Genomic DNA, 23854 nt, shown 5'->3' with positions numbered 1-23854 from the left:
GCTGCCCTGCTAGCGGCTCGGGCGGAGTTCGGCGGCCTCCGCATGCCGGGGGGCCCGGGCCGAGTCAGCCATTTCCTGGCTGACCGGAAGCTTGGCAAGGACGCTGCGGATCACGCTCTGCGGCGTCTCGCCGGTGCCGGCGGCTTTCCGGTCCAGAATGATCCGGTGCGCCAGCACCGATTCCGCGACGGCAACGACGTCATCCGGCAGCACGAAATCCCGGCCGTCCAAAGCCGCCGTGGCCTTGGCTGCGCGAAGCAGCTGGAGCATCGACCGCGGACTGGCTCCCAGGCGCAGCATGGCACTGTCACGGGTGGCACGTCCCACGGCAACCGTATATTCCTTCACAGACTGGGACACGTAAACCTGCTGGACCGTGGCAATCATGGCGGCGACGTCAGCAGATGTCACCACGGATGTCACGTGCGCCAGCGGCGACGTCGCCTGGTGGGTCTCCAGCATTTCAATCTCGGAATCCTTGTCCGGATACCCCATGGAGATCCGGGCCATGAAGCGGTCCCGCTGGGCCTCCGGCAGCGGATACGTCCCTTCCATCTCAATCGGGTTCTGCGTCGCCACCACCATGAACGGTTCGGCAAGCCCGTAGGAGTGGCCGTCAACCGTGACTTGGTGCTCCTCCATACATTCGAGGAGGGCGGACTGCGTCTTCGCCGAGGCGCGGTTGATTTCGTCGCCGATGACGATGTTCGCGAAGACGGCTCCCGGACGGAATTCGAACTGCCGCGACGACTGGTTGTAGATGGACACGCCGGTCACGTCGGACGGCAACAGGTCCGGAGTGAACTGGATCCGGCTGACAGAGCAGTCGATGGTGCGAGCCAGCGTCTTGGCGAGGAGGGTTTTGCCCACCCCTGGAACGTCTTCAACAAGCAGGTGGCCCTGGGCAAGCAGGACCGTCAAGGCCAGCTTCGCCGCCTCGGCCTTGCCGTCGATGACCGTATTGATGGCGGTGAGGATGCGCTCGCTCGCGCCACGGAAGGCCTGGGGGCCCATGGCTGCGGACTTGTGGCCGTTGAGTTGGGTGCCGAGCCCGCCGCTTCCAACAAAGCCGTGCCCGCCCGGAACTATGTCATCCATGCTGGTATGTCGGTGCGGTTCCATCGGCAACCTTTCAGGCCTGAGTGTCACGCGAAACGGTATGGCAGGCGCGCTGCCGTTGACCGTCAGGGCGGACACATCTCTCCATACCAGCGTACTAACACAACTGCTGTGCCTGACAGAGAGTTCCGGGTAATTCTGGCCTGCTTCTGAGCCCTGGGTCATATCCCGGGGCCGAATGGGTCCGCTACCCGCCGCTAGGCTGGAGGAATGTGCAATTCCCTGACTCCCCAGCCGTACCGAGCGCCCGGAACCGACGGGTCCGGCAAACAGGGCTATCCGCCGGCTCCGGAGCCGCTGCCGGTGCCTGTCATGGACAACCACACCCACCTGGATTACCCCTTCACGGACATTAAGGTGGAGATCAGCGCCGCGCTGGATGCTGCCGAAGCGGTGGGAGTCAGCGGTGCTGTGCAGGTCGGCACCGACCTTGAATCATCCCGGTTCACGGTCCAGGCGGTCGACACGGACCGCCGGCTGCTGGGTGCGGTGGCAATTCACCCGAACGATGCTCCAGACTATGCGGGCCGGGGGGAACTGGAGGAGGCACTGCGTGAAATCGAGGAGCTTGCGGCGCATCCCCGGGTCCGCGCCATTGGAGAAACAGGTCTGGATTTCTTCCGCACCGAAGGGGAGGGGCTGGTTCATCAGCGTTACTCGTTCCGCCGGCACATCGACATCGCCAAGCGGCTGGATCTGACACTGCAGATCCACGACAGGGACGCCCACGATGACGTGGTGCAGGTCCTGCGGGAGGAAGGCACTCCGGACCGGGTGGTTTTCCACTGCTATTCCGGGGACGAGCACCTGGCCAGGATCTGCAACCGCGAAGGGTGGTTCATGTCCTTCGCAGGAACGCTCACCTTCAAAAATGCGGACAACCTCAGGGCATCACTGGCAGTTGCCGACCCGGAGCTCATTCTGGTGGAGACCGATTCACCCTTCCTCACGCCGCATCCCCACCGGGGCAGGCCCAATGCCAGCTACATGGTGCCTTACACGGTCCGGGCCATGGCCGAATTGACAGGTTCGGACCTGGGCGAGTTCTGCAGCCGGATCAGTGAAAACACGCTCCGTGCTTACGGCTCTTGGGAGTAATGCTGCGCCCGGACGAAAACGGCGTGCATACCCGGTATGTAACATTTTTTGGCCGCTTTATAACGGATCGGTTACAGTGAACAATTATTAGCCGGGGTCGGGGAAGGCCTCCGGATGATGTCACTCAATTTTTAGGCAGGGCGCCTCGCGGTGTCATGCCTTGAGTGTGGCGGCGCACAAGCCCGCTGCAGAACTCCGGCCTGCCCGGAGCCACCCCCCGGGTGTCCTGCCGTGGCTGCCTCTGTGCGTTTTTCCCCGTGCCCGGATGGCTCAAAAGATGTGGGCAATCGTGGACAAGTTCTTTACGTCGGACGGCAAGTTCAGCGTCGCTAAGGTAGCCACGCAGCTGGTGGTGCTCTCGGCTCTCGTACTGGGGCTGGTTGCCTTCGTGGGCAACAACAAGACTGTGACCCTGAACGTTGACGGCAAAGTGAGCTCCGTCCAGACCTTCGGCGGCACCGTGGAGCAGGTCGTTAAGGCAGCCAAGGTGGACCTGAAGGCCTCCGACCGCGTGTCCCCGTCGCTGGATGCCACCGTTGAGAACGGCTCGGTGATCAACGTCAACCTTGCCAAGGCTGTCAAAGTGAACCTGGACGGTGCTGAAAAGACCGTCAGCACCACGGCCCGGGACGTGGCCGGCCTCGTCACCCAGCTCGGTGTTGCCAGCTCCTCCGAACTCTCGGTCCCGAAGACCGCCCAGCTGTCAGTCGACGGCTCCTTCGTTGCCATCTCGACGCCGAAGACCGTGACTATTCTGGCCGACGGAAAAGCCGCCAAGACAACCACCACCGCCGCAACCGTCGGCGAAGTGCTCAAGGACGCCCGGGTGAAGCTGGCCGCGGCTGACCGCACCTCGCAGCCGGCCAACGCGAAGGTCGTCAGCAACATGGTGGTCAAGGTCTCCCGCGTCGACACCAGCAAGACAGCCACCGTCGCCGAAGAGATTCCCTTTGAGACGCTGTCCACCAACAGCGCGGCCATCCTCAAGGGCGAGGAAAAGGTCACCCAGGCCGGGGCCCCCGGAATCGTCACCCACAAGTACAAGCTCGTCCTGGTCGACGGCCGCGAAGCATCGCGTACCCTCGTCTCCCGGACCGTGACCCGTGAGCCGGTCACGGAGAAGGTCACCGTGGGCACCAAGGAAAAGCCCAAGCCCAAGCCCAAGCCTGCTGCCGAGGCTGAAAGCGGAAACACCGGCGCCGCAGCTCCGGCCATGATGAACGAGGGCATGTGGGACAAGATCGCCCAGTGTGAATCGGGCGGCAACTGGTCGATCAACAGCGGCAACGGGTACTACGGCGGACTGCAGTTCGATATCCAGACTTGGATTGGCTCGGGCGGCGGTCAGTATGCGCCCAATGCCAGCCAGGCCTCGAAGGCGCAGCAGATCGACATTGCCAACCGTGTGTACGCCGAGCGCGGGCTTCAGCCGTGGGGCTGCGGCTGGGCTGCCAGCAGCTAAGCGTCCCCGAGGGAAGCCCCCGAGGGAAGCGTCCGCGAGGGCCGGGTCCGGAATTTCCGGGCCCGGCCTTTGCCGTTCAGGCAGACATAGGGCGCAACCGGTGGCAGGCGCGCGGGCTCGCACTCCGGCTGCAGGCACGGCGGCGGAGCAAGGGACATGCGCGGCCTGCGGGATAGGATACCTAGGTGACTGACCCGACTCCTTCCGCCTCCGGTACCGCCCCTGCTCCTCTACTGGGCGCCTCCGATATCCGCAGGCTGGCCGAGGATCTCGGTGTCCGGCCTACCAAGACGCTGGGCCAGAACTTTGTGATCGACGGCAACACCATCCGCAGGATTGTCACCGCTGCCGGCATCGGGCCGGAGGAGACTGTCCTTGAGGTGGGGCCGGGCCTTGGCTCCCTGACGCTGGGGCTGCTGGACGCGGCGAAGGCTGTTGTGGCTGTGGAGATCGATCCCGTGCTCGCGGCCAGGCTGCCGCAAACTGTAAGGGAATGGCGGCCGGATGCCGCCGGCGCCTTCCACCTGGTGCTGGCCGATGCCATGAAGGTCACCGGACTTCCGGTGGAGCCGTCGGCGCTGGTCGCGAACCTGCCGTACAACGTAGCCGTCCCGGTGGTCCTGCACCTCCTGCAGCATTTTCCGTCGATCCAGCACGGCCTGGTGATGGTACAGGACGAGGTCGCCGACCGCCTTGCTGCCGCTCCAGGTTCCAAGATTTACGGAGTGCCCTCCGTCAAGGCCGCCTGGTACAGCCAGATGCGCAAGGCCGGAGTGATCGGCATGAACGTCTTCTGGCCGGCCCCGAAGATCCACTCAGGCCTGGTGGCCTTCACCCGCCGGGAGCCTCCCGCCACCACGGCCAGCAGGGAGCAGGTATTCGCCGTCATTGACGCCGCTTTCGCCCAGCGCCGGAAAACGCTGCGCGCTGCCCTGGCCGGCTGGGCCGGCAGTGCGGCCGAGGCCGAACGCTGCCTGCTGGCGGCCGGGGTGGAGCCCACCGCACGCGGTGAGGTTATCGACGTCGCGGCTTTCGCCCGGATCGCCGAAGCCCGCCAGGTTCCAGGCACTTGAGTTTCAGGCACGTGAGTTACAGCCACGTGAGCGGTCCGGGCCCGACGGCGGAAACCGCCACCCCGTGCTGGGCGGCGAGCCCTTGTTGGAGCCCGGTCCCGCGATGCCATAGCTTGGACTCATGAACGCAGTGAGAGGGCGCTTTGCGGCGAGGACCGTCCGGGTCAAGGCTCCGGGCAAAGTGAACGTCTCCCTGGATGTGGGCCCCTTGCGCCCCGACGGCTACCATTCCGTGGCCAGCGTGTACCTGGCCGTCTCCCTGTACGAGGAAGTCGCCGCCACGAGCACCCCCGGGGACGGCATCACAGTCAGCATCAGCCCGGACAGCACCCTGGACCTCGACGGCGTCGATATCCCGCTCGATGAACGCAACCTTGCCTACAAGGCTGCCGCCATGATGGCCGACGTCTCCGAGCATTCCACGGGGGTGCACCTGGAGATCACCAAACGAGTGCCGGTGGCCGGGGGAATGGGCGGTGGTTCCGCCGACGCGGCAGCCACGCTCCTGGCCTGCGACGCGCTGTGGAACAGCGGGCTGTCCCGGGACGAACTCGCCCAGCTGGCCGCGGAGCTGGGGGCCGATGTGCCGTTCGCGCTGCTCGGCGGCACGGCAGTGGGGCTCGGCGTCGGAGACGATCTTTCGCCGGCCCTCGCCAAAGCCCAGATGGACTGGGTCCTGGTGACAGCGGATTTCGGACTTGCGACCCCGGACGTCTTCAAGACACTGGACCGGCTGCGCGAAGCTGAGGGGCTCGACGTGGAGGAACCCACGGCGGTGGACCCCAAGATTCTGCAGGCCCTGCGCAGCGGCGACGCCGACGCGCTGAGCCGGCTGCTCGTCAATGACCTGCAGCGGGCTGCCATCGAACTGGCGCCCACGCTCCGGGACACGCTGGGGCTCGGCGAATCAAGCGGCTCCATCGCGGGGATCGTCTCGGGCTCCGGACCTACGATTGCCCTGCTGACGCACAATCCCGAGGCTGCCGAAGGGCTCGCTGAGGAGCTGCAGCACAAGGGGCTCACGGCGCTCGCCGTCCACGGTCCGGTTCCCGGCGCCCGCATCATCTCCGATACTCTCCTTTAATACCCTTTCCGCTCTCCGGATCCTGGCACCCAGGCCGCAGAGATACTTTGCGGAAGAAATTTGCAGAAGAAAGCAGTTCCCAGTGGCACACCTGCTCGGCGGTGAGAACCTCACGGTCTCGTACGCGACCCGCACAGTCCTCGACGGCGTTACCCTCGGACTCGAGGAAGGCGACCGGATCGGCATGGTCGGCCGGAACGGCGACGGCAAGTCCACGCTGATGCGCCTGCTTGCCCTGCGGTCGACCCCGGACTCCGGCCGCGTCACGAAGCGCGGCGACGTCAATATCGGCTATCTGGACCAGAGCGACGTCCTGGACGCCGACCTTACTGTCGGTGCCGCCATCGTCGGCGACAAGGCGGACCATGAGTGGGCCGCGAACGCGCAGATCCGCGAGATCATGGGCGGTCTGGTGTCCGACGTGGACTGGCATGCCAACGTGCATGCCCTCTCCGGCGGCCAGAAGCGCCGCGTGGCGCTGGCAAAGCTCCTCATCGAGGACCACGACGTCATCATGCTCGACGAGCCCACCAACCACCTCGACGTCGAGGGCGTTGCCTGGCTGTCCCGGCACCTGAAAACCCGCTGGCGTCCGAACCAGGGCGCGTTCCTCGTGGTCACCCACGACCGGTGGTTCCTGGACGAAGTGTGCACCAAGACGTGGGAGGTCCATGACGGGATCGTGGACCCGTTCGACGGCGGTTATGCCGCCTACGTGTTGGCCCGCGCCGAGCGCGACCGCATGGCGTCCGTCGTCGAAGGCAAACGCCAGCAGCTCGTGAAGAAGGAGCTCGCCTGGCTGCGCCGCGGCGCTCCGGCGCGAACCGCCAAGCCCAAGTTTCGGATCGAAGCCGCGAACGCCCTGATTGCCGACGTCCCGGAGCCCCGCGACTCCATGGCCTTGAGCAAGATGGCCACGGCCCGGCAGGGCAAGGACGTGCTGGACCTGGAAAATGTGTCGCTGGATCTCCTGGGCGGCGACGGGCAGCAGCTTTTCAGCAACATCACCCTCCGCCTCGCGCCAGGGGAGCGCCTCGGGCTCGTCGGGGTCAACGGCGCCGGCAAAACGACCCTGCTGAAGCTCCTCAACGGTGAGATCCAGCCGACCTCGGGCAAGGTCAAGCGGGGCAAGACGGTGGTCACGGCCGTCCTCACCCAGGAAGTGAAGGAACTCGACGACGTCGCCGACCTCCGGGTCATCGAGGTGATCGAGCGCGAAAAGCGGTCCTTCAACGTGGGCGGCAAGGAATTCACGGCCGGCCAGCTCGTGGAGCAGCTCGGCTTCACCAACCAGAAGCAGTGGACCCCGGTCCGCGACCTCTCCGGCGGGGAGCGGCGCCGGCTGCAGCTTCTGCGCCTGCTCGTGGGCGAGCCCAACGTGCTGATGCTGGACGAGCCCACCAACGACCTCGACACCGACACCCTCGCCGCCGTCGAAGACGTCCTCGACGGTTGGCCCGGCACCCTCGTGGTTGTCAGCCACGACCGCTACCTCCTGGAACGCGCCACCGACCACCAGATGGCCCTGCTGGGTGACGGTAAGATCCGCGGACTGCCCGGCGGCGTGGACCAGTACCTTGAGCTGCGCGAGTCCGCGCTGGCCGGATCCACGGTCACCGGCGGCGGCAACCCCGTCACCGGCGCCAGCGGCAGTTCGGCGCCGGTCGTTGCTGGTCCTTCCGAAGCGGAGAAGCGGGACGCCCGCAAGGCTAAGAACCGCATCGAGCGTCAGTTGGGCAAGCTCGAACAGCAGGAGAAGAAGCTGCACGACCAGATGGTGAAAAGCACCGCGGATTCAGACTTCGACGCCCTCGCTGAGCAGAACAAGAAGCTCAAAGGCCTCGCAGGGGAACGCGAAGCCCTGGAGCTCGAATGGCTAGAGGCCCTCGAAGTCCTCGGCGAATAACCCTCGCACTCTCACCGTGGGGCTGGCCGTGCCCGCCTTGGGTGCCGGAACCGGCCCTTCCGCGTCGTGTCTAAGCGACGGCGAAGGGCCGCTGCGCCGCGGAGGTGAGTAGCCAGCGAGCGAACGGCGAAGGGCCGCTGCGCCGCGGACCTGACCACGGTCGACGGCGAAGGGCTACCGCGCCGCGGAGGTGGGGGAGAAGAGCGGGAGACTACGGCTCGGTGCGCAGCTCGGGTTCCTTCTTGAGGCCGGTCAGGCCGTTCCAGGCGAGGTTGACCAGGTGGGCGGCGACGGCTCGCTTGTCGGGCTGGCGGCTGTCCTGCCACCATTGGCCGGTCATGGCCACCATGCCCACCAGCATCTGAGCGTACATGGCGCCGTCGGCTGCGCTGAAGCCGCGCCGGGCGAACTCGTCGGACAGGATGTGCTCCACCTGGGAAGCGACGTGGGAGAGCAAGGTGGAGAAGGCGCCTTCGGGCTGGGACGGGGGAGCGTCACGCAGGAGGATGCGGAAGCCGTCGGTACGGTCCTCGATGTAGGTAAGGAGTGCGAGGGCAGCCCGTTCCACGAGGACGCGGGGCTTGGCTTCCTCGGTGAGGGCGTCGGTGATGGCGGCGAGCAGGATCGTGAATTCGAACTCCACAACCTGGGTGTAGAGGCCCTCCTTGGAGCCGAAGTGCTCATAGATCACCGGCTTGGAGACGCCGGCGGCGGCAGCGATCTCCTCGATGGTGGTGCCGTCCAGGCCGCGCATGGCGAACAGGCCCCGGCCGACGTCGACCAGCTGGGACCGGCGCTGGGGTCCGGTCATCCGTGACCGGGGAATGCGGACGGCAGCCGCTTCCGTCTTAACCATCAGGCTTCCTTCCCTTCGGTGTCCCTGTGCTGTTGCTCACCGTCCAATCATGCCCTAGCCCACGAGGTCGCATGAGCCTCGCCGTTCGTGGCAGAATTGGTTCTCGTGCCCGGGCTTAGCGCGTGGCACGGTCCGCTCTGGTGTAACGGCAGCACCCCGGCCTTTGGAGCCGTGGAGTATAGGTTCGAATCCTATGGGCGGAACTGCTGCATCAGCGGTGTCCATTAGGATGGAGCCTGTTGCCGGCTCCGGGCGCGCTCGGGCGGCGGCGCGCATGCAGTACCGCGCAACCGAACAAGGAGAGCCCGTACGTGAGCCCCGAGAAGTCCGGCCCAGCCGCCGTCATTGTCCTAGCTGCAGGTGCCGGTACCCGGATGAAGTCCCGTACCCCCAAGATTCTTCACGAAATCGGCGGCCGCTCCATGGTGGGGCACGCCCTGCTTGCGGCGCGCAGCATCGATCCCCTGCGCGTGGCCGTCGTCGTGCGCCACGAGCGTGACCGCGTGGCCACCCACCTCAAGGAGCTCGACGCCGATGCCCTGATCGTTGATCAGGATGAGATTCCCGGCACCGGCCGCGCCGTCGAGGTTGCCTTGGATGCCCTGGATGCGGATGCCCGGCTCCAGGGAACCGTGGTGGTGACCTACGGCGATGTGCCGCTGCTGACCGGCGAGCTGCTGTCCGAGCTCGTTGCCACGCATGAGTCGGAAGGCAACGCAATCACGGTCCTGACCGCCCTGCTCGAGGACGCCACCGGCTACGGCCGCATCCTCCGCGGCGCCGACGGCACTGTGACGGGCATCCGCGAGCACAAGGACGCCACCGACGCGGAGCGCGAGATCCGGGAAGTCAATTCCGGCATCTATGCCTTTGACGCCGCCGTGCTGCGCGACGCCCTCGGCCACGTCACCACGGACAACTCCCAGGGCGAGAAGTATCTGACGGACGTCCTGGCACTGGCGCGGGAGGCAGGCGGCCGCGTTGCCGCCGTCGTCACCGCTGACCGCTGGCAGGTCGAAGGCGCCAACGATCGGGTGCAGCTCGCCGCCCTGGGCGCCGAACATAACCGCCGCATCGTGGAAGCCTGGATGCGCGCCGGGGTCACCGTCGTTGACCCCGCCACCACGTGGATCGACTCCACCGTCACCCTGGACGAGGACGTCCGGATCCTGCCCAACACCCAACTGCACGGCAGCACAGCGGTGGCACGTGACGCCGTCGTCGGCCCCGACTCCACCCTCACCGATGTGCGCATCGGCGAAGGGGCAAAGGTAACCCGCACGCACGGCTCGGGAGCGGAGATCGGCGCCGGCGCCAGTGTGGGACCGTTCACCTACCTGCGTCCCGGGACCGTCCTCGGGGAGACGGGCAAGATCGGCGCCTTCTACGAAACCAAGAACGTGACCATCGGCCGCGGCTCCAAGCTGTCCCACCTGGGCTACGCGGGAGACGCCGAGATCGGCGAGGACACGAACATCGGCTGCGGCAACATCACAGCCAACTACGACGGCGAGAAGAAGCACCGCACGGTGATCGGCTCGGGTGTCCGCACCGGCTCCAACACTGTATTCGTCGCTCCTGTCACGGTGGGGGACGGTGCCTACAGCGGCGCCGGTGCCGTGATCCGCAAGGACGTTCCCGCTGGGGCCCTGGCGCTGTCCATGGCCGCGCAGCGCAACTCGGAAGGTTGGGTCATTGCCAACCGTCCGGGTTCGGTTTCAGCGGCACGGGCGGCGGCAGCCGGAGCAACTACTACTGACACCTCACATTCCCCGGCATCTACAGAAGAGGGCACGCAACCATGACCGACATTACGGCTCGCGGCGAAAAAAGGCTGGTGCTGGCCGCAGGGCGCGCACACCCGGAGCTGGCCCGCGAAATTGCCAAGGAGCTGGGCACCGAGCTGCTGCCCGTCGACGCCTACGACTTCGCCAACGGTGAGATCTACGTGCGCGCCGGTGAAAGTGTCCGCGGAACCGATGCCTTCGTCATCCAGGCCCACCCCGCGCCGCTGAACAACCACCTCATGGAACAGCTGATCATGATCGATTCGCTGAAGAGGGCCTCGGCCAAGCGGATCACCGTGGTGTCGCCGTTCTACCCCTACTCCCGCCAGGACAAGAAGGGCCGCGGCCGCGAGCCGATCTCCGCGCGCCTGGTGGCAGACCTCTACAAGACCGCCGGCGCTGACCGCATCATGAGCGTTGACCTGCACACCTCGCAGATCCAGGGCTTCTTCGATGGCCCGGTGGACCACCTCATGGCTATTCCGCTGCTGGCCGACTACATCCGCACCAGGGTCGCGGCGGACAACATCACGGTGGTGTCCCCGGACACCGGCCGCGTCCGCGTGGCTGAGCAGTGGGCCGAACGCCTTGGCGGCGCGCCGCTGGCCTTCGTCCACAAGAGCCGCGACCTTACCGTTCCCAACCAGGCTGTCTCCAAGACAGTGGTGGGCCAGATCGAGGGTCGCACCTGTGTCCTCATCGACGACATGATCGACACCGGCGGCACCATTTCCGGCGCCGTCCAGGTGCTCAAGAACGCCGGGGCCAAGGACGTCATCATCGCCGCTACGCACGCGATCTTCTCCGACCCGGCGGCCCGCCGGCTGTCCGAGTCGGGCGCCCGCGAAGTTGTGGTCACGGACACGCTGCCGCTGCCGGCCGCGAAGCGCTTCCCGGAACTCACGGTGCTCTCCATCGCACCGCTGATCGCCCGCGCCATCCGCGAAGTGTTCGACGACGGCTCGGTCACCAGCCTGTTCGACGGCAACGCCTGATACCTGCTGGCTGAGCAACTCCGCTGGTTGGGCCTGCCGAAACCCGAAGCCCCGGGATTCGGCAAGCTCAACCAGCGCTGCCAGTAATGTGCCCGTTTTCAGCAAACGGTCCCGGCGCTGGTAGGATTTATCCCGATACCTTGGCGAGGGAGAGCACCGGGACGCCCGTATACACGGGAAACCAGGCTGCTGGTCTCCGTTATCGACTGGGTCTGAACTTCCCTTCTGGTAGGGCCGCCTCCGGGCAGCCCGGCGTTGAAGGTCGCTCCAGACCTCCGCCCTTGCTGTAAAACACCGAAAGCACCAGGAGATATTTGTGTCTGAGCAGAAGCTCGCAGCAGAAGTACGCACCGAATTTGGCAAGGGCTTCGCCCGCCGCGCCCGCATGGCCGGCCAGATCCCCGCAGTCATCTACGGCCACGGCGCAGAGCCGATCCACATCACGCTCCCCGCAAAGGCCACCACCCTTGCCGTGCGCACCGCCAACGCCCTGCTGTCCCTCGACGTCAACGGCGAAGGCCACCTCGCCCTCGTCAAGGACGTCCAGCGCGACCCCATCAAGCAGATCATCGAGCACATCGACCTCCTGACCGTCCGCCAGGGCGAAAAGGTCACCGTTGACGTTCCCGTCCACGTCGTCGGCGAGCTGGCACCCGGCAACGCCTACAACCAGGAACTGACCGTCATCTCCCTCGAGGCTGAGGCAACCCACCTGCCCACCGCCGTCGAGGTGGACATTGAAGGCCGTTCCGCTGGACAGCACATCCACGCGTCCGACCTCGTGCTGCCCAAGGGCTCTGTCCTGCTGGCGGACGCCGACGCGCTCGTCGTCAACATCTCCGAGGCTGCTGCCGCAGCTGCCGAGGAAGGCGAAGAGGGAGCCGCAGCTGCGGAAGCTCCGGCTGCGGAAGCTGCAGCCGAGTAACAAGCACTGCTGCTTATCCGCGCCTCGGCGCAGGTGCCGGTGGCCGGGTCCTTTGGGCCCGGCCACCGGCGTACCCGGGTTCTTTAAGCCTGGCCAACGCACCCAGCGCGGCTCTGAGCGCGAACGGACACTTGAGGCCCCGCCGCAACGACTGCCGGCGCCGCAACAACTTTAGGATTGATCCATGACTGACACCTGGCTGATCGTAGGCCTTGGAAACCCCGGCGCCGAGTACAGCCGCAACCGGCATAACGTGGGCCAGATGGTCCTCGATGAGCTCGCTGACCGCGCTGGCGGAACCTTCAAGATCCACAAGGCCCGGGCACAGGTCCTTGAGGGCCGGCTGGGCATCGGGGGTCCGCGTGTGGTTCTGGCAAAGCCCGTGACCTACATGAATGTTTCCGGCGGTCCCGTTTCCGGTCTGGCCAGGTTTTATGACATCGATCCATCACGTGTGGTGGCAGTCCACGACGAAATCGATATTCCCTTTAATACTGTGAAGCTAAAACTCGGGGGCGGAGAAGGCGGCCACAACGGGTTGCGGGATATCTCCAAGGCTCTCGCCACCAAGGACTACCTGCGCGTCCGGGTCGGCGTCGGCAGGCCCCCAGGGCGAATGGACACTGCGGACTTTGTGCTGCGGGACTTCGCCCCGGCGGAAAAGAAAGAGCTGCCTTTCCTGCTCGATGAGGCGGCAGACGCCGTCGAACTGCTGGTCCGGGACGGCCTGACGGCGGCGCAGCAGCGGTTCCATCCGGCGAAGGTCTGACGCCGCGGGCGCGTTGCAGGCGCCCCTGCCGCTGCAACCCGTTGTTTTCTCCGGTCGTCCCTGCATTTTCAAATTCCCGAATGCTATTTCTGCCGCATTAGCAAGACACGGGGAAATGTAAATCGTTTGCCCTGTTTCATGGCAGGGGTAACGGGGTAGTCTGTCTCCTAAGCGGGGGAGGCGATGGGGCCTTTATCCTGCAACGCGGGATGTAAGGAAAAGTTCATGTCTAGTGAACCACTGAGCTGGGGTCGTGGGTCCACGGCGGGTGTGCTGGCTGGTCCTGCGGCATCCGCGGGCGGAACGGACCTGCAACGATGGTCGGTCCCCGCGCGCAGCGCGGACTTGGAGGCCATCCGCAATGCCCTGACTGATCCTGACTCCCTTGGTGTCGTCATTACCGGTGCCCGCGGCGTGGGCAAGTCGTCCCTGGCACGGACCGCAGTGGCTGAGCTGGGCAAGGATGTCTGGGCGCTGCAGCTGCGCAGCCCGCTCACCGGTTCGCAGACCTCCTACGGCTGCCTTGCCTTCCTCCTGGCGCGGCTGCCGCAATCGGCCATGGGTTCGCCCACAGCCGTTCTGCAGGGCATCACGTCCCTCATCAGGAGCGACGCGGCCGGCAGGGAATGCATTATCACCCTCGACACCACAGGCATGATCGATGACATGAGCGCAGGGGTTCTCCTGAACATCATGCTGACGCGCACGGCACGGATCATTGCCATTGCGCCCGGCACCAGCGACCTTCCCGCAGACTTCCACTGGCTGCTCACGGACCGCCGCCTCACTGAAGTGCGGCTGGAGAACCTCAACGAGCTGCAGACCCGGCAAGTCCTGCTGACCCTGCTTGGGCACCGGGTGTCGGCGTCCCTCGTGAGCACGTACCACGCAATTGTCGGGGGCAACCCGCTCCTGCTGAAGGCACTCGTCACGGAGCAGCAGCAGTCGGGCAACCTGGTCCTCTCCGATTCAGTCTGGACGTTGCGTGACAAAGTGGTGCTGGACGGCGCCACCGGCCTGGATGACATTGTCCGGTCCCGCTGGTCCCGTGAATCACCCGAAAGCCGCGAGGTCATGGAAATGCTCTCCTGCGCGCGCAGGGTGCCCTTGTCGCGGCTCACCGAGCTGTACGGCACGGACATCGTGGCGGACATGGAGGATGCCGGGCTCCTCAAAGTGGGAGACACCGAAACCCGCTGGGTGTCGCTCCGGGAGCAGTACCTCGGCGACGTCGTCAGGTCCTGGCTGAGCCTCTCACGACGCCGCGAGCTCAGGAGCTTGCTGCTGGGTGATAAGGAACCCGAGCTTGTCCAGCTGAGCCTCGAAGAACGGATCGAGTTCGCTGCATGGACGCGCGAATGCCAGGCCGAGCTCAGCCCTGCCATGGCTGTCGCAGCTGCAGAAGCAGCCGTTCAGCTGTTTGATCCCCGCTTTGCCCTGAACTGCCTCGAAGGAATCAAGAGAACAGACCCCGAGTGGGTGGCCGGGCAGCACCACAAGGCCACGGCCTACCTCCTGCTGGATCTGCCGCTACAGGCCATGGACGCCCTTGACAGCATTTCCACGGCGCAGCTGGACCAGCTCGGCGTGGAGGAATTCGCCAGCGTTATCGCCGCGAAGTGCCGCGTCATGATGTGGCTCCCGGAAGTGTGCGACAAAGTCCCGGACGAAATCGACGCCGCCCGCAGGCGCCTGGGGGTGGGGCCCGGCATCGCCGCCAGCTGGCCGGACTCGCTGGGCGCAGCGGCGAACGCCATAACCCTCGCGGAATTTGAGTACCGTTCCTTCATCGGTGACTATGCGCCCATGATCGAGGCACTCGAAGAGGCGGCGGATCCGGCCCTCAACAACGACCCCGCGTTCCGCGTCCAGTCCGCTTTGATCCTCATGCATGCGCTGTCGTCCTGCGGCAGGGAAATGGACGCGCTGCAGCTGACACGCCGGGTGGGCGGCCAGCTCTCCGATGCAGGTCCCATGGCCGGCCTGCGCGAGATGTTCTCCATGACCGCCTTCTCGGTGCTGCTCCAGGCCGGGCAATGGCGGCGGTGCCTGGATCTGGTCGGTCCGCCCAAGGGGCATGAGGAGCGCCGCCTGGCGCACCGGACCTCCGCCATGGAGCTGGCGACAGGAATCGCCTACGTGTACTCGGGGCGCGGCGCTGTTGCGCTGGACTCGCTCCTGTCGGCAGTGGCCCAGCTTGAACTCCGGCCCGTGGTCAACATGCTGCAGGCCGCCTACGCCGCCACGGCCTTTGCCTACGCACAGATCGGCAACGCGGGCCAGGCCCATAAGTACCTCGACAAGCTGCGCGGGGCGCGCACCCACTGCAACTTCCGCACCCGGACCATCACGGACTTCTGTGCCGACATGGCCGGACGGTGGCTGGGTGACCCCGACGCCGTGAAGCGGCTGCGGGAATCCGCGAAGCGCGACATCGCTGCAGGTCGCTATACCCTTGCCGGAATCAGTCTGCTGGGTGCCACGGTCAATGGCACAGATGAGGATTTCCGCCTCATGGAGGAAGTCGCCGGCCACCGGCAGGGAAGTTTGTCAGAGATCTCCCGCCTGGTCGCCGTGGGCAGCCGCACCAAGGACGCGAAGGTCCTGCTGGAGGGCGCACACCTCGCCGCGGAGCTCGAACTGGATGCCGTGGAGGCGCGGTGCGTGGCGCTGGCCGTGGATTTTGCCCGGCATTCCGGCGATTCCGCATCAGCCCGCGTGGCCCAGGCGCGGCTGGACGCCCTTACGGCCACCGTTCCGAGCCTGCCCATCGTCCCGAGCAGCGGCAGCCCGCTTTTGACCGCGCGGGAGCGCCAGATCTCCCGTCTGGCCGGTCGAGGTGTCTCTAACCGCGACATTGCCCTGGAAATGGGTGTTTCCGTCCGGACCGTGGAAGGGCATCTCTACCAGGTCTTCACCAAGCTGGGCGTGACTTCCAGGGGTGATCTGCCTGGACTCGTCTAAGGGCCGTCCGCAGAAGCCGGAGCCCGCTGCGGACCACAGGCAGCTCACCGGGCGGAACGAGGTGATCGAACACGTCTGCGGCACAATCCGCAGCCGGGCAAGCCAGGCCGTGTTTCTCATGGCCGGGCCGGGGTTGGGGAAGTCGTCCCTGACGGACGCCGTCAGCGGGAGGCTCGCGTCCGAAATGACCATCCTCCGGATCCACGGCAGTTCGTCACTCTCAAAGGTCCCTTACGGCGTACTCGCTCCGTACACGGCCGATCTTCCGCCGGAGGAGTCAGACTCGCCGGTGGCGGTGCTGCGGTCGGTGTGGGCGTACTTCCAGGAACTCAAGGGCGGCAAGGATGTGCCGCTGCTCCTCGTCGTCGATGATGCCCACTACCTGGACGAAGCGACGGCCAACATGGTGGTGGATATGATGTCGGCCGGATGGGCCAGTGTGCTGGCCTCCGGACGCCCGCGGCCGGGGCTGCCGCAGGCACTGAACCAGCTGTGGTACGACGGCCAGGCCGAGCGGATAGACCTCCGGCCCCTGAACGGCGAGCAGGTCACAGAGGTGGTGGAGCACACCCTGCAGGGGACGGTCCCGGCCAACACCGTGCAGTCTTTGTGGTCTGCCTCGGGCGGGAACCCCCTGCTCCTGAACTGCATTCTGGGTGATGCGGTCGAAGCGGGCATCCTTGCCAAGCGGAACGGGATCTGGCTGCTGCTGGGTCCGCTGCCGGCGGACGGGCCCAGGCTGTCCGACGTCGTCGTCAAAGATCTCCTGCGCAGGACCCAGGAAGAGCAGGAAGCGCTCAGGCTCATTGCGCTGGCTGAGCCCGTTGACCGCAGCGTCATCGAGGACGTGTGCGGAGGTGCTGTGGTCCGTTCCCTGCTGGACCACCAGCTGGTCAGCGAATCCAACGGGCAGCACACCCAGCTGCGTATCTGGCACCCGATCCTGGGCGAATCGATGCGGCACCAGGTCTCAGTGTCGCGCAGCCTCCAGTTGCGCCAAAAGATGACCAGGTACCTCGATCCGAAGACGGCCGGCCCAGAGGGCAGGCTCCGGATGGTTGAGTGGTCGCTGGAGTGCGGCCTGGACGTCGCCGATCCTGACCTGCTGGATGCCGCCCTGCTGGCAGTTACGAGGTTCAACAACGCAGGCGCCCGGCTGATGGCCGGACATGTCCGCGCACCGGAGCTGCAGGCCCACGCCCAGTCGATTTCCGCGAGAGCACTCTTCAACGAGGGCAAATACCGGGAGGCCGCAGCCCTCCTTGACACGTGCTGGCTGGAACTCGCCGCCCACCCCGAAGCTCCGCATGTCCTCATGCTCAGGGCGTCGGCGCACCTGGCGCTCGGTAAATCAGCGGAACAGCTTCGGACCGAGTCGCGCGGCCAGCTGTCAGACGCCGGGCATGACACCCGGTCCTCGTGGCAGGACACCATCCACAACCTGCTCGAGCTTGCCGAGGCCGCCGACCACGAGAGCATACGTGCGCTGATTGCCGCCCAGACGATTGGCGGGGACGCCCGGGCCGGCACGGATGTATCAGTCGGAGCCAGGCGTGCCATGGCTGCAGCAGGTGCGTCCAACGGGCGCACGGAATCCGGACGTGCGGAATCCATGCGCGAAGAATCTGCACGCGCAGAATCAGGTCGCCCGGAATCCCTGCGCGCAGAGTCCCCGGCTTCAGGCGTAGAGGAAGGCCCGGCAGGCGGCCGGCCTGACACGGTGGCTGAGGCCATTCAGTCCATCTCGCACGCCCTCCTTGCCCAAGCCCTCGTCTCGGCAGGGCTGGCGCACCAGGCACATGCGGCCGCCCTTGCTGCGGCGCCCGCGCTTCCGCTGCAGGCCGGACTGTACTTTTTCAACGAGTTCGTCCTGACGCGGCTGGTTGCAGCGTCCCTCGCTTCCGGCAACTGGGAATCGGCAGAGCATGAGCTGGCGGACTCCTCGGTGGAGGAGAACGAGGGCGCCGCCACCTTCGGCGGAGGGATCCAGGTGCTCCGCGGTCTGGGCTTCCTGCGGCAGGGCCAGCTGGAACGTGCCTACCACGTGCTGCTTCCGGCCGTCGAGGCGCTTCGCATCAACGACCCGCTCCAGCAGTTCCGGTTCGGCGCGGCGCTCGCCTTTTACGCCGCCGCGCGGCTGGGGGACGGGGCTCAGGCCCAGCGACTCGAGCAGGACCTGATCGCCGCCCGTCACGCCATGGGGCCCGGCGGAGAACTCCTGGCTGAGGGATATGCTGCTGCGGCCGCAGAATATCTTGACCGCAAGGGCAGCGGCCTGGCCCGGCTGCGTGAGCTCGCGGCATCACCCGCCGTCATGGCCCAGCCGGGAATCAGGATGGAGTGCCTGATCCTGTGTTCTGATCTCGGAGACCACACGGTTGCCGATGAAATCGCGGCGTTGTCTGACGCCGTCGAAGGACGCTGGGCCGCTGGGTGGCATCAGCTGGCGGAAGCCTGGGCCGGCGGTGACGCAGACATCCTCATGGAGACCGCAGCCGCCCTCGAAGAAGCAGGGCTGGTAAACCTGGCACGTGAGGCCTATGCCCGGGCCGGTGCTGTCCTGGACGCGGCGGGGGAGCGGCGCCGTGCGCGGCAGGCGGTGGCGCACCGCGAAAAATGCGACCAGGAACTCGGCGAACGCTTCCGCGAAAGCCCATTCGTGGCCTCGGTCCCCAGTGTCCACCTCACACGCCGCGAGCGTGACATTGTGGAGCTGGCGGTCCAGGGGCTCTCCGACCGCGAGATTGCCCAGCAGCTCATGGTCTCGGTGCGGACCGTCGAAGGGCACCTGTACAGGAGCTACGTCAAGCTCGGCGTACGCCGGCGGGATGAACTCGCGCTCGCTCTTCCCAAGAAATAGCGCCTCCCAAGACAGGGCTCTGCCCCAAGCTGCGTCAGCGTGCCCGGATGCAGGCCTGAAATGCCGGCCCGGAATGCGGGCCCGCGCGCCGCGACGAGCCCGCCCCCCACCCTGCCGTGGGCGCGGTCATGGCCACCTGCGGAAACCAGTAGTCGATTACCTGAAAAAACGAGTACTCGGTACTCGTGCTGCCGGTCACGGTACGCGATTAACTGTTACTGGCAGCAGAAACCGATGGAGCCCTTCATTTGCAGAAGCTGCCACCAGACTTACCAGGTCTCGCATGATGCAGTCATACATGATGCAACAGTTTCCGGCCCCAAGGGTTCGGGTTCAAGCGGGGCCGGCGACGTCAGAGCCTTCTGAGACCGAGGCTCTCCCCCCAGCCGTCGCCGGCCCTTACACGTGCACTCCTGCCGGCCAAAGCCGCGCAGCCGCAGTCCAACCCAGCACAGCCTAAGCCGTGGCCGATACTGCCCTGTGGGACAATTGAGGGGTACCTCAAGGCATCCCCAAGGAGTCCCATTGGCCGTAGTAGCAACGCCAACCACGCTGGAACGCGCCCTTCCCGCGATGGACAATGCCGAGGTCCGCAGGATCCGGAACGACTTTCCCGTCCTTGACCAGCTCGTCAACGGCCGCCCTCTGATTTATCTGGACTCCGGCGCCACGTCGCAGAACCCCTTGAGCGTGATCGAGGCCGAACAGGAATTCTACGAGCAGCGTAATGCCGCGGTGCACCGCGGGGCACACCACCTGGCCGTGGAAGCGACGGAGGCGTTCGAGGACGCCCGGCAGGCTGTGGCTGATTTCGTGGGCGCGCAGTACGAGGAAATCGTCTGGACCTCCAACGCGACAGAAGGCCTGAACCTCATCAGCTACGCGCTGTCCAACGCCACCCTGTGGGCCGGGCAGAACCGGGGCGATGCGCGGCTCCGGGAGCTGGCCCTCGGACCGGGAGACGAGATTGTCGTCACCGAAATGGAGCACCACGCGAACCTGATCCCCTGGCAGGAGCTGGCCTTCCGGACCGGCGCGACGCTGCGCTACATCCCCGTTGACGACGCCGGAAAACTGCAGCTGGAACAGGCCTCGGCCACCGTGGGGGAGCGCACCAGGCTTCTCGCCTTCACGCATGCCTCCAACGTGCTCGGTACCATCAACCCGGTCCGGGAGCTCGTGGCCCTGGCCCGGCGTGCCGGTGCGCTGGTGGTGCTTGATGCCTGCCAGTCCGCGCCGCACCTGTCCCTCAACGTCACGGAGCTGGACGTCGACTTCGCCGTCTTCTCCGGCCACAAAATGCTGGGACCCACGGGCATCGGCGTGCTCTACGGCAAGCAGGACCTCCTGGACGTGCTGCCCCCGTTCCTGACCGGCGGGTCGATGATCACCACCGTCAGCATGGAACGGGCCGACTACCTGCCCGCGCCGCAAAGGTTCGAGGCCGGAACGCAGAAAATCTCCCAGGCCGTAGCCCTCGCCGCCGCCGTCAACTACCTCACCGAGACCGGCCTTGACCGGGTGCACCGCTGGGAGTCCGAACTCGGCCAGCGCATGGTGGCCGGGCTTGAAGCCATCGACGGAATCCGTGTTCTCGGCCCGGCCGCAGGCCAGGAGCGCATCGGCCTCGCGGCGTTTGACGTCGCCGGCGTTCACGCGCACGACGTCGGCCAGTTCCTGGATGCGCGCGGCATCGCCGTCCGCGTCGGTCACCACTGCGCCCAGCCGCTGCACCGCCGCCTGGGCCTCACGGCCACCACGCGCGCCAGCGCCTATCTGTACAACACCACCGATGACGTGGACGAGTTCCTGGATGCAGTGTCCGGGGTCCGCGCCTACTTCCGCGCCTAGTGCGGGCATTCCTGAAGGCAGGTAACGCAGCATGAGCCTTGACCAGCTGTACCAGCAGATCATCCTTGACCACTCCAAAGCACGGCATGGAAGCGGCCTGTCCGAAAGGGAAGCCCCCGACGGCGCCTCCACCGGACAGTCGCACCAGCTGAATCCTGTCTGCGGCGATGAGGTGACCGTGCGGGTTGCGGTGGACCACGGGACAGTGTCACAGGTGGCATGGGACGGGGCCGGCTGCTCCATCTCCATGGCGTCGGCATCTGTCCTGAGCGAGATGGCGGAAGGCATGTCCGTGGACGAACTGCGCGGCGTGATCGGCAGCTTCCGGGACGTGCTCCGTTCGCGGGGCAAAATCCAGGCGGATCCCGAGGTGCTGGGTGACGCCGCCGCGTTCGAAGGCGTAGCCCGCTACGCAGCCCGGGTGAAGTGCGCCATGATCTCCTGGGTGGCCGCGGAGGATGCCCTCAACCAGGCAGCCTAGCTGTAAAGACAGACGGAATAGCTATCCGGGCAGGCGGCCCGGCTGTACAACCAGGGTTGGGCTGTACAGCCGGAGCAGCCCGCTAGCCGAACAGGCCGGCGATACCGATGCCGGCCGTGGCGGCGCCCAGAACCATGGACACCGCCACCAGCACGACGTGGACGGTGAGGAATTTCGTTGCCTTGCCGGCAGCGTCCCGCGCTCTCGGGTCCTTCATCACGCGGCGCAGAAACTGCGGCCAGACTACGAGCGACCAGACACCCGCGATGATCAGGACCCAGGCCAGAAGAGCGGGGATTTCCATCGCCTAGTGGCTTTCGAGCCAGGCCTGGGCCTGCTGGGACTGAATGTTCAGCGCCTTGCCGACCATGGGTTCGGCCGCTTCGGCGATCTTGCCGCCGAGGAACGGCACGGAGGACGTGACGTTGCCCTCGAGCTCAACGCGGGTGCTGCCGCCGTCAGCGACGAGCCGCTGGACAGCAGAGACGTCGATCGGAGCGCCGGCAATCTTGAGGGAAATGTTGCTCTGCCGTGAGCCGTCAGCGCCCGGGGCGTCCCACGTCTCCACCTGCGTCACCTTCAAGGTGTCGCCCACGAACTTGCGGGCGATCTCCGGGAGGCGTGTGGTGGGCAGGGTACGCACGGAGGTGGTGCTGAAAGCTCCGGAAACGTCACCGTCCACCGTGAAGGACTCAAGGCTGCCGCCCACGTGTTCGCTGGTGTGACGCTGGAAGTCCTCGTTCGTGAAAACGGCGGTGACGCTGTCGACGCCGTGGGGAAGGGTAGTGGATGCACTCAGTGCCATGGATCCTCCATTGGGGTGGGGTCAGAACGCTTTTTGCTCCACACATCCTACGGGGTTGCCTGGGTCTCCTTGGCATCGGGCTCTTTTGCGGCAGACTCAGTACCTGGCTCCTGGCCTGACAGCTCAGCAGCGGCGATTTTCCTGGCCGCTGCGGTGATGTTGCGTGACATCGCCGGAAATATGAGGCTGTGGAACGGCAAAACGCCCAGCCAGTAGAGGCGCCCGCTGAGGCCTTTGGGGAAGAATATGGCCCGCTGGCGGTAGCGGCTCCCTGTCCCGTCGGGCTCCACGGACAGCTCCAGCCAGGCGCGGCCGGGAGCGCGCATCTCTGCCCGCAGCCGTAGCAACCGGCCGCGGTCGATCCGCTCCACCCGCCACCAGTCCACGACTTCACCGGCGACGAGGCGGTGGGGATGCCTGCGGCCCCGGAGCAGGCCCGCTCCGCCGGAGAGCTTGTCCAGCCAGCCGCGCACGCTCCACGCCAGCGGCAGCGAGTACCAGCCGTTGCGCCCGCCGATGCCCTCGATGACAGTCCATACGTGGCCCGGGTCGACGTCGCTGGAGAATGTCCGCTCGTCTACATACACTTTGTGCCCGGCCCACTCGGGGTCGCTCGGCAGCGGGTCGGCGTCGGCGCCGGCGTTCGCCCACGTCGTCTCCACCTGGGCATCCCGTTCCTTGCCGAGCGCAAGGGCGACGGCCGTGCGGTAGCCGGTCAGTCCGCCGTCGGGCACTGGAATGTAGGCGTCGATGTCGTGTTCGGCGGAGACGGCGTCGTGCTGCAGGGACTGCACCAGGGGCACGGACATTGACAGAGGTATCGGGGTCACGAGCGCCACCCAAAGCCCGGCGAGCCTGGGGGCGGGGATGGGAAGCGCCAGGACAAGCCGCAGCGGCAGCCCCGCTTCGGCTGCGTACTCCTTCATCATGCCGGCATAGCTCAGGACGTCCCGGGAGCCGACGTCGAAGCTCCGGTTGAGGGGCTCCGTCAGGGCGGCGGCGCCCACCAGATAATGCAGCACATCCCGCACGGCGATCGCCTCGATCCTGTTCCGCACCCAGCTGGGTGCGGGCATGACCGGGAGCGTTTCCGAGAGGTGCCTGATCATCTCGAAGGATGCTGAGCCGGAGCCGATCACCACGCCGGCCTGGAACACGATGGCGTCCACGGGGCCGGACAGGAAGACCTCGCCCACGGCCTCCCGTGAGCGCATGTGCGTGGACAGCCTGGTGTTGCGGGGGTGCAGGCCGCCCAGGTACACGATCCGCTGCACACCGGCGGCTGCAGCGGCATTCGCGACGAGTTCCGCCATGGACTTTTCCTTGGCTTCGAACCCGGACCCCGCCGCCATCGAATGCACCAGGTAGTAGAGGACCTCCACCCCCTTCAGGGCTTCCTCGAGCGCGGCGGCGTCGTCGAGGCTGGAACGCACCACCTCCACGTCGTCGAACCACGGCACGCCGGCGATCTTCTCGGGGGAGCGCACCAGCACCTTGACCCGGTGCCCCGCCTCAAGCAGGCGCGGGACCAGCCTGCCGCCGATGTAGCCCGTGGCACCGGTGACCAGCACTGTCCGGCCGCTCTTGCCGGACCCGCTGTTTTTTGCCCTGCTGGCATCCGCGCTGCTGCTGTTTCCGGTCTGGTCGCTCACGGGAGTCTCCTAGGGTGGCGGCTTTGCTGGGCTCAACATCACCTGGTAAGCAAGCTTAGCAACGGCCGCGCGCAGCCGGGCCCGCCTGCGCCCCGGCACAGGGTACGGACATGCACCCCGGCCCTGGGCAGGGGTAGGCTGGGACCACCCGGCATTCTCGCGAATTC

General features: G+C 66.3%; 18 protein-coding genes and 1 tRNA gene. 14 read left to right on the top strand and 5 right to left on the bottom strand.

Annotated features, from left to right (window positions below; genetic code table 11):
* Positions 1-9: 9 nt before the first annotated feature.
* Positions 10-1098, bottom strand: coding sequence for an AAA family ATPase (locus ACIP9X_RS10950; protein ID WP_400479757.1), 1089 nt, complete (start codon positions 1096-1098; stop codon positions 10-12).
* A 231-nt stretch (positions 1099-1329) separates the two neighbouring features.
* Between ACIP9X_RS10950 and ACIP9X_RS10945 the strand changes: the two genes are divergently transcribed.
* From ACIP9X_RS10945 to ACIP9X_RS10925, 5 genes are all read left to right on the top strand, one after another.
* Positions 1330-2217, top strand: coding sequence for a TatD family hydrolase (locus tag ACIP9X_RS10945; protein WP_400479756.1), 888 nt, complete (start codon positions 1330-1332; stop codon positions 2215-2217).
* 289 nt (positions 2218-2506) lie between these two features.
* Positions 2507-3679: a transglycosylase family protein gene (locus ACIP9X_RS10940; RefSeq protein ID WP_400479755.1), complete on the top strand. Its 1173-nt coding sequence runs from the start codon at positions 2507-2509 to the stop codon at positions 3677-3679.
* Between the two features lie 185 nt (positions 3680-3864).
* Positions 3865-4752 carry a 16S rRNA (adenine(1518)-N(6)/adenine(1519)-N(6))-dimethyltransferase RsmA gene (rsmA, locus tag ACIP9X_RS10935; RefSeq protein WP_400479754.1) on the top strand — a complete coding sequence of 296 codons (888 nt, stop codon included), beginning with the start codon at positions 3865-3867 and terminating at the stop codon, positions 4750-4752.
* A gap of 121 nt (positions 4753-4873) precedes the next feature.
* Complete coding sequence (locus tag ACIP9X_RS10930) at positions 4874-5836, top strand: 4-(cytidine 5'-diphospho)-2-C-methyl-D-erythritol kinase (protein WP_400479753.1); 963 nt, start codon at positions 4874-4876, stop codon at positions 5834-5836.
* Positions 5837-5918: 82 nt separating this feature from the next.
* Entirely contained in the window at positions 5919-7742 is a 1824-nt protein-coding gene (locus tag ACIP9X_RS10925) for an ABC-F family ATP-binding cassette domain-containing protein (protein WP_400479752.1), read from the top strand.
* Positions 7743-7953: 211 nt separating this feature from the next.
* On the opposite strand, the gene ACIP9X_RS10920 is transcribed toward ACIP9X_RS10925, so the two are convergent.
* Entirely contained in the window at positions 7954-8598 is a 645-nt protein-coding gene (locus ACIP9X_RS10920; RefSeq protein ID WP_400479751.1) for a TetR/AcrR family transcriptional regulator, read from the bottom strand.
* 131 nt (positions 8599-8729) lie between these two features.
* Between ACIP9X_RS10920 and ACIP9X_RS10915 the strand changes: the two genes are divergently transcribed.
* The 9 genes from ACIP9X_RS10915 to sufU all read left to right on the top strand — a co-directional run bounded on the left by ACIP9X_RS10915 (position 8730) and on the right by sufU (position 21230).
* Positions 8730-8801: transfer RNA gene (locus ACIP9X_RS10915), tRNA-Gln, on the top strand.
* A 108-nt stretch (positions 8802-8909) separates the two neighbouring features.
* Positions 8910-10403, top strand: a complete 1494-nt coding sequence (glmU, locus tag ACIP9X_RS10910) for a bifunctional UDP-N-acetylglucosamine diphosphorylase/glucosamine-1-phosphate N-acetyltransferase GlmU (RefSeq protein ID WP_400479750.1) — start codon at positions 8910-8912, stop codon at positions 10401-10403.
* A complete protein-coding gene (locus ACIP9X_RS10905; protein WP_400479749.1) occupies positions 10400-11380 on the top strand; it encodes a ribose-phosphate diphosphokinase in 981 nt (326 codons plus the stop codon). Before glmU ends, ACIP9X_RS10905 begins: the two co-directional genes overlap by 4 nt.
* Before the next feature lie 316 nt (positions 11381-11696).
* On the top strand, positions 11697-12305 hold the full coding sequence (locus tag ACIP9X_RS10900) for a 50S ribosomal protein L25/general stress protein Ctc (RefSeq protein WP_400479748.1): 609 nt from the start codon (positions 11697-11699) through the stop codon (positions 12303-12305).
* Positions 12306-12489: 184 nt separating this feature from the next.
* Complete coding sequence (gene pth / locus ACIP9X_RS10895) at positions 12490-13074, top strand: aminoacyl-tRNA hydrolase (RefSeq protein ID WP_400479747.1); 585 nt, start codon at positions 12490-12492, stop codon at positions 13072-13074.
* A 225-nt stretch (positions 13075-13299) separates the two neighbouring features.
* Positions 13300-16038 (top strand): LuxR C-terminal-related transcriptional regulator, encoded by a 2739-nt coding sequence (locus ACIP9X_RS10890; protein WP_400479746.1) that lies wholly within the window; start codon positions 13300-13302, stop codon positions 16036-16038.
* Positions 16039-16099: 61 nt separating this feature from the next.
* The gene (locus tag ACIP9X_RS10885) at positions 16100-18898 is read left to right on the top strand and encodes a LuxR C-terminal-related transcriptional regulator (RefSeq protein WP_400479745.1); all 2799 of its coding nucleotides are present in this window, start codon (positions 16100-16102) and stop codon (positions 18896-18898) included.
* 525 nt (positions 18899-19423) lie between these two features.
* Positions 19424-20749, top strand: coding sequence for a SufS family cysteine desulfurase (locus tag ACIP9X_RS10880; RefSeq protein WP_400479744.1), 1326 nt, complete (start codon positions 19424-19426; stop codon positions 20747-20749).
* Between the two features lie 31 nt (positions 20750-20780).
* Positions 20781-21230: a Fe-S cluster assembly sulfur transfer protein SufU gene (gene sufU, locus ACIP9X_RS10875; RefSeq protein WP_400479743.1), complete on the top strand. Its 450-nt coding sequence runs from the start codon at positions 20781-20783 to the stop codon at positions 21228-21230.
* Between the two features lie 82 nt (positions 21231-21312).
* Here the strand turns inward: sufU and ACIP9X_RS10870 are convergent, their stop codons facing one another.
* Genes ACIP9X_RS10870 through ACIP9X_RS10860 form a run of 3 tightly spaced genes read right to left on the bottom strand, consistent with a single transcriptional unit; the run spans position 21313 to position 23606 of the window.
* Entirely contained in the window at positions 21313-21534 is a 222-nt protein-coding gene (locus ACIP9X_RS10870; protein ID WP_400479742.1) for an SCO4848 family membrane protein, read from the bottom strand.
* A 3-nt stretch (positions 21535-21537) separates the two neighbouring features.
* The gene (locus ACIP9X_RS10865; protein ID WP_400479741.1) at positions 21538-22035 is read right to left on the bottom strand and encodes a DUF2505 domain-containing protein; all 498 of its coding nucleotides are present in this window, start codon (positions 22033-22035) and stop codon (positions 21538-21540) included.
* A gap of 47 nt (positions 22036-22082) precedes the next feature.
* Entirely contained in the window at positions 22083-23606 is a 1524-nt protein-coding gene (locus tag ACIP9X_RS10860) for an SDR family oxidoreductase (RefSeq protein WP_400479884.1), read from the bottom strand.
* Positions 23607-23854 lie beyond the last annotated feature (248 nt).

Origin of the sequence: Arthrobacter sp. NPDC093125 (assembly GCF_044754225.1) — a bacterium.
Lineage (GTDB): Bacteria > Actinomycetota > Actinomycetes > Actinomycetales > Micrococcaceae > Arthrobacter.
Note: the sequence above shows the minus strand (reverse complement) of the source record. Positions and strands in the feature narration are given on the sequence as shown.

Excerpts from the sequence above, each read along its gene's own strand:
- sufU (WP_400479743.1), top strand. The coding sequence starts at position 20,781 with ATGAGCCTTGACCAGCTGTACCAGCAGATCATCCTTGACCACTCCAAA.
- ACIP9X_RS10905 (WP_400479749.1), top strand. The coding sequence starts at position 10,400 with ATGACCGACATTACGGCTCGCGGCGAAAAAAGGCTGGTGCTGGCCGCA.
- ACIP9X_RS10945 (WP_400479756.1), top strand. The coding sequence starts at position 1,330 with ATGTGCAATTCCCTGACTCCCCAGCCGTACCGAGCGCCCGGAACCGAC.
- pth (WP_400479747.1), top strand. The coding sequence starts at position 12,490 with ATGACTGACACCTGGCTGATCGTAGGCCTTGGAAACCCCGGCGCCGAG.
- ACIP9X_RS10920 (WP_400479751.1), bottom strand. The coding sequence starts at position 8,598 with ATGGTTAAGACGGAAGCGGCTGCCGTCCGCATTCCCCGGTCACGGATG.
- ACIP9X_RS10865 (WP_400479741.1), bottom strand. The coding sequence starts at position 22,035 with ATGGCACTGAGTGCATCCACTACCCTTCCCCACGGCGTCGACAGCGTC.
- ACIP9X_RS10950 (WP_400479757.1), bottom strand. The coding sequence starts at position 1,098 with ATGGATGACATAGTTCCGGGCGGGCACGGCTTTGTTGGAAGCGGCGGG.
- ACIP9X_RS10890 (WP_400479746.1), top strand. The coding sequence starts at position 13,300 with ATGTCTAGTGAACCACTGAGCTGGGGTCGTGGGTCCACGGCGGGTGTG.
- ACIP9X_RS10870 (WP_400479742.1), bottom strand. The coding sequence starts at position 21,534 with ATGGAAATCCCCGCTCTTCTGGCCTGGGTCCTGATCATCGCGGGTGTC.
- ACIP9X_RS10930 (WP_400479753.1), top strand. The coding sequence starts at position 4,874 with ATGAACGCAGTGAGAGGGCGCTTTGCGGCGAGGACCGTCCGGGTCAAG.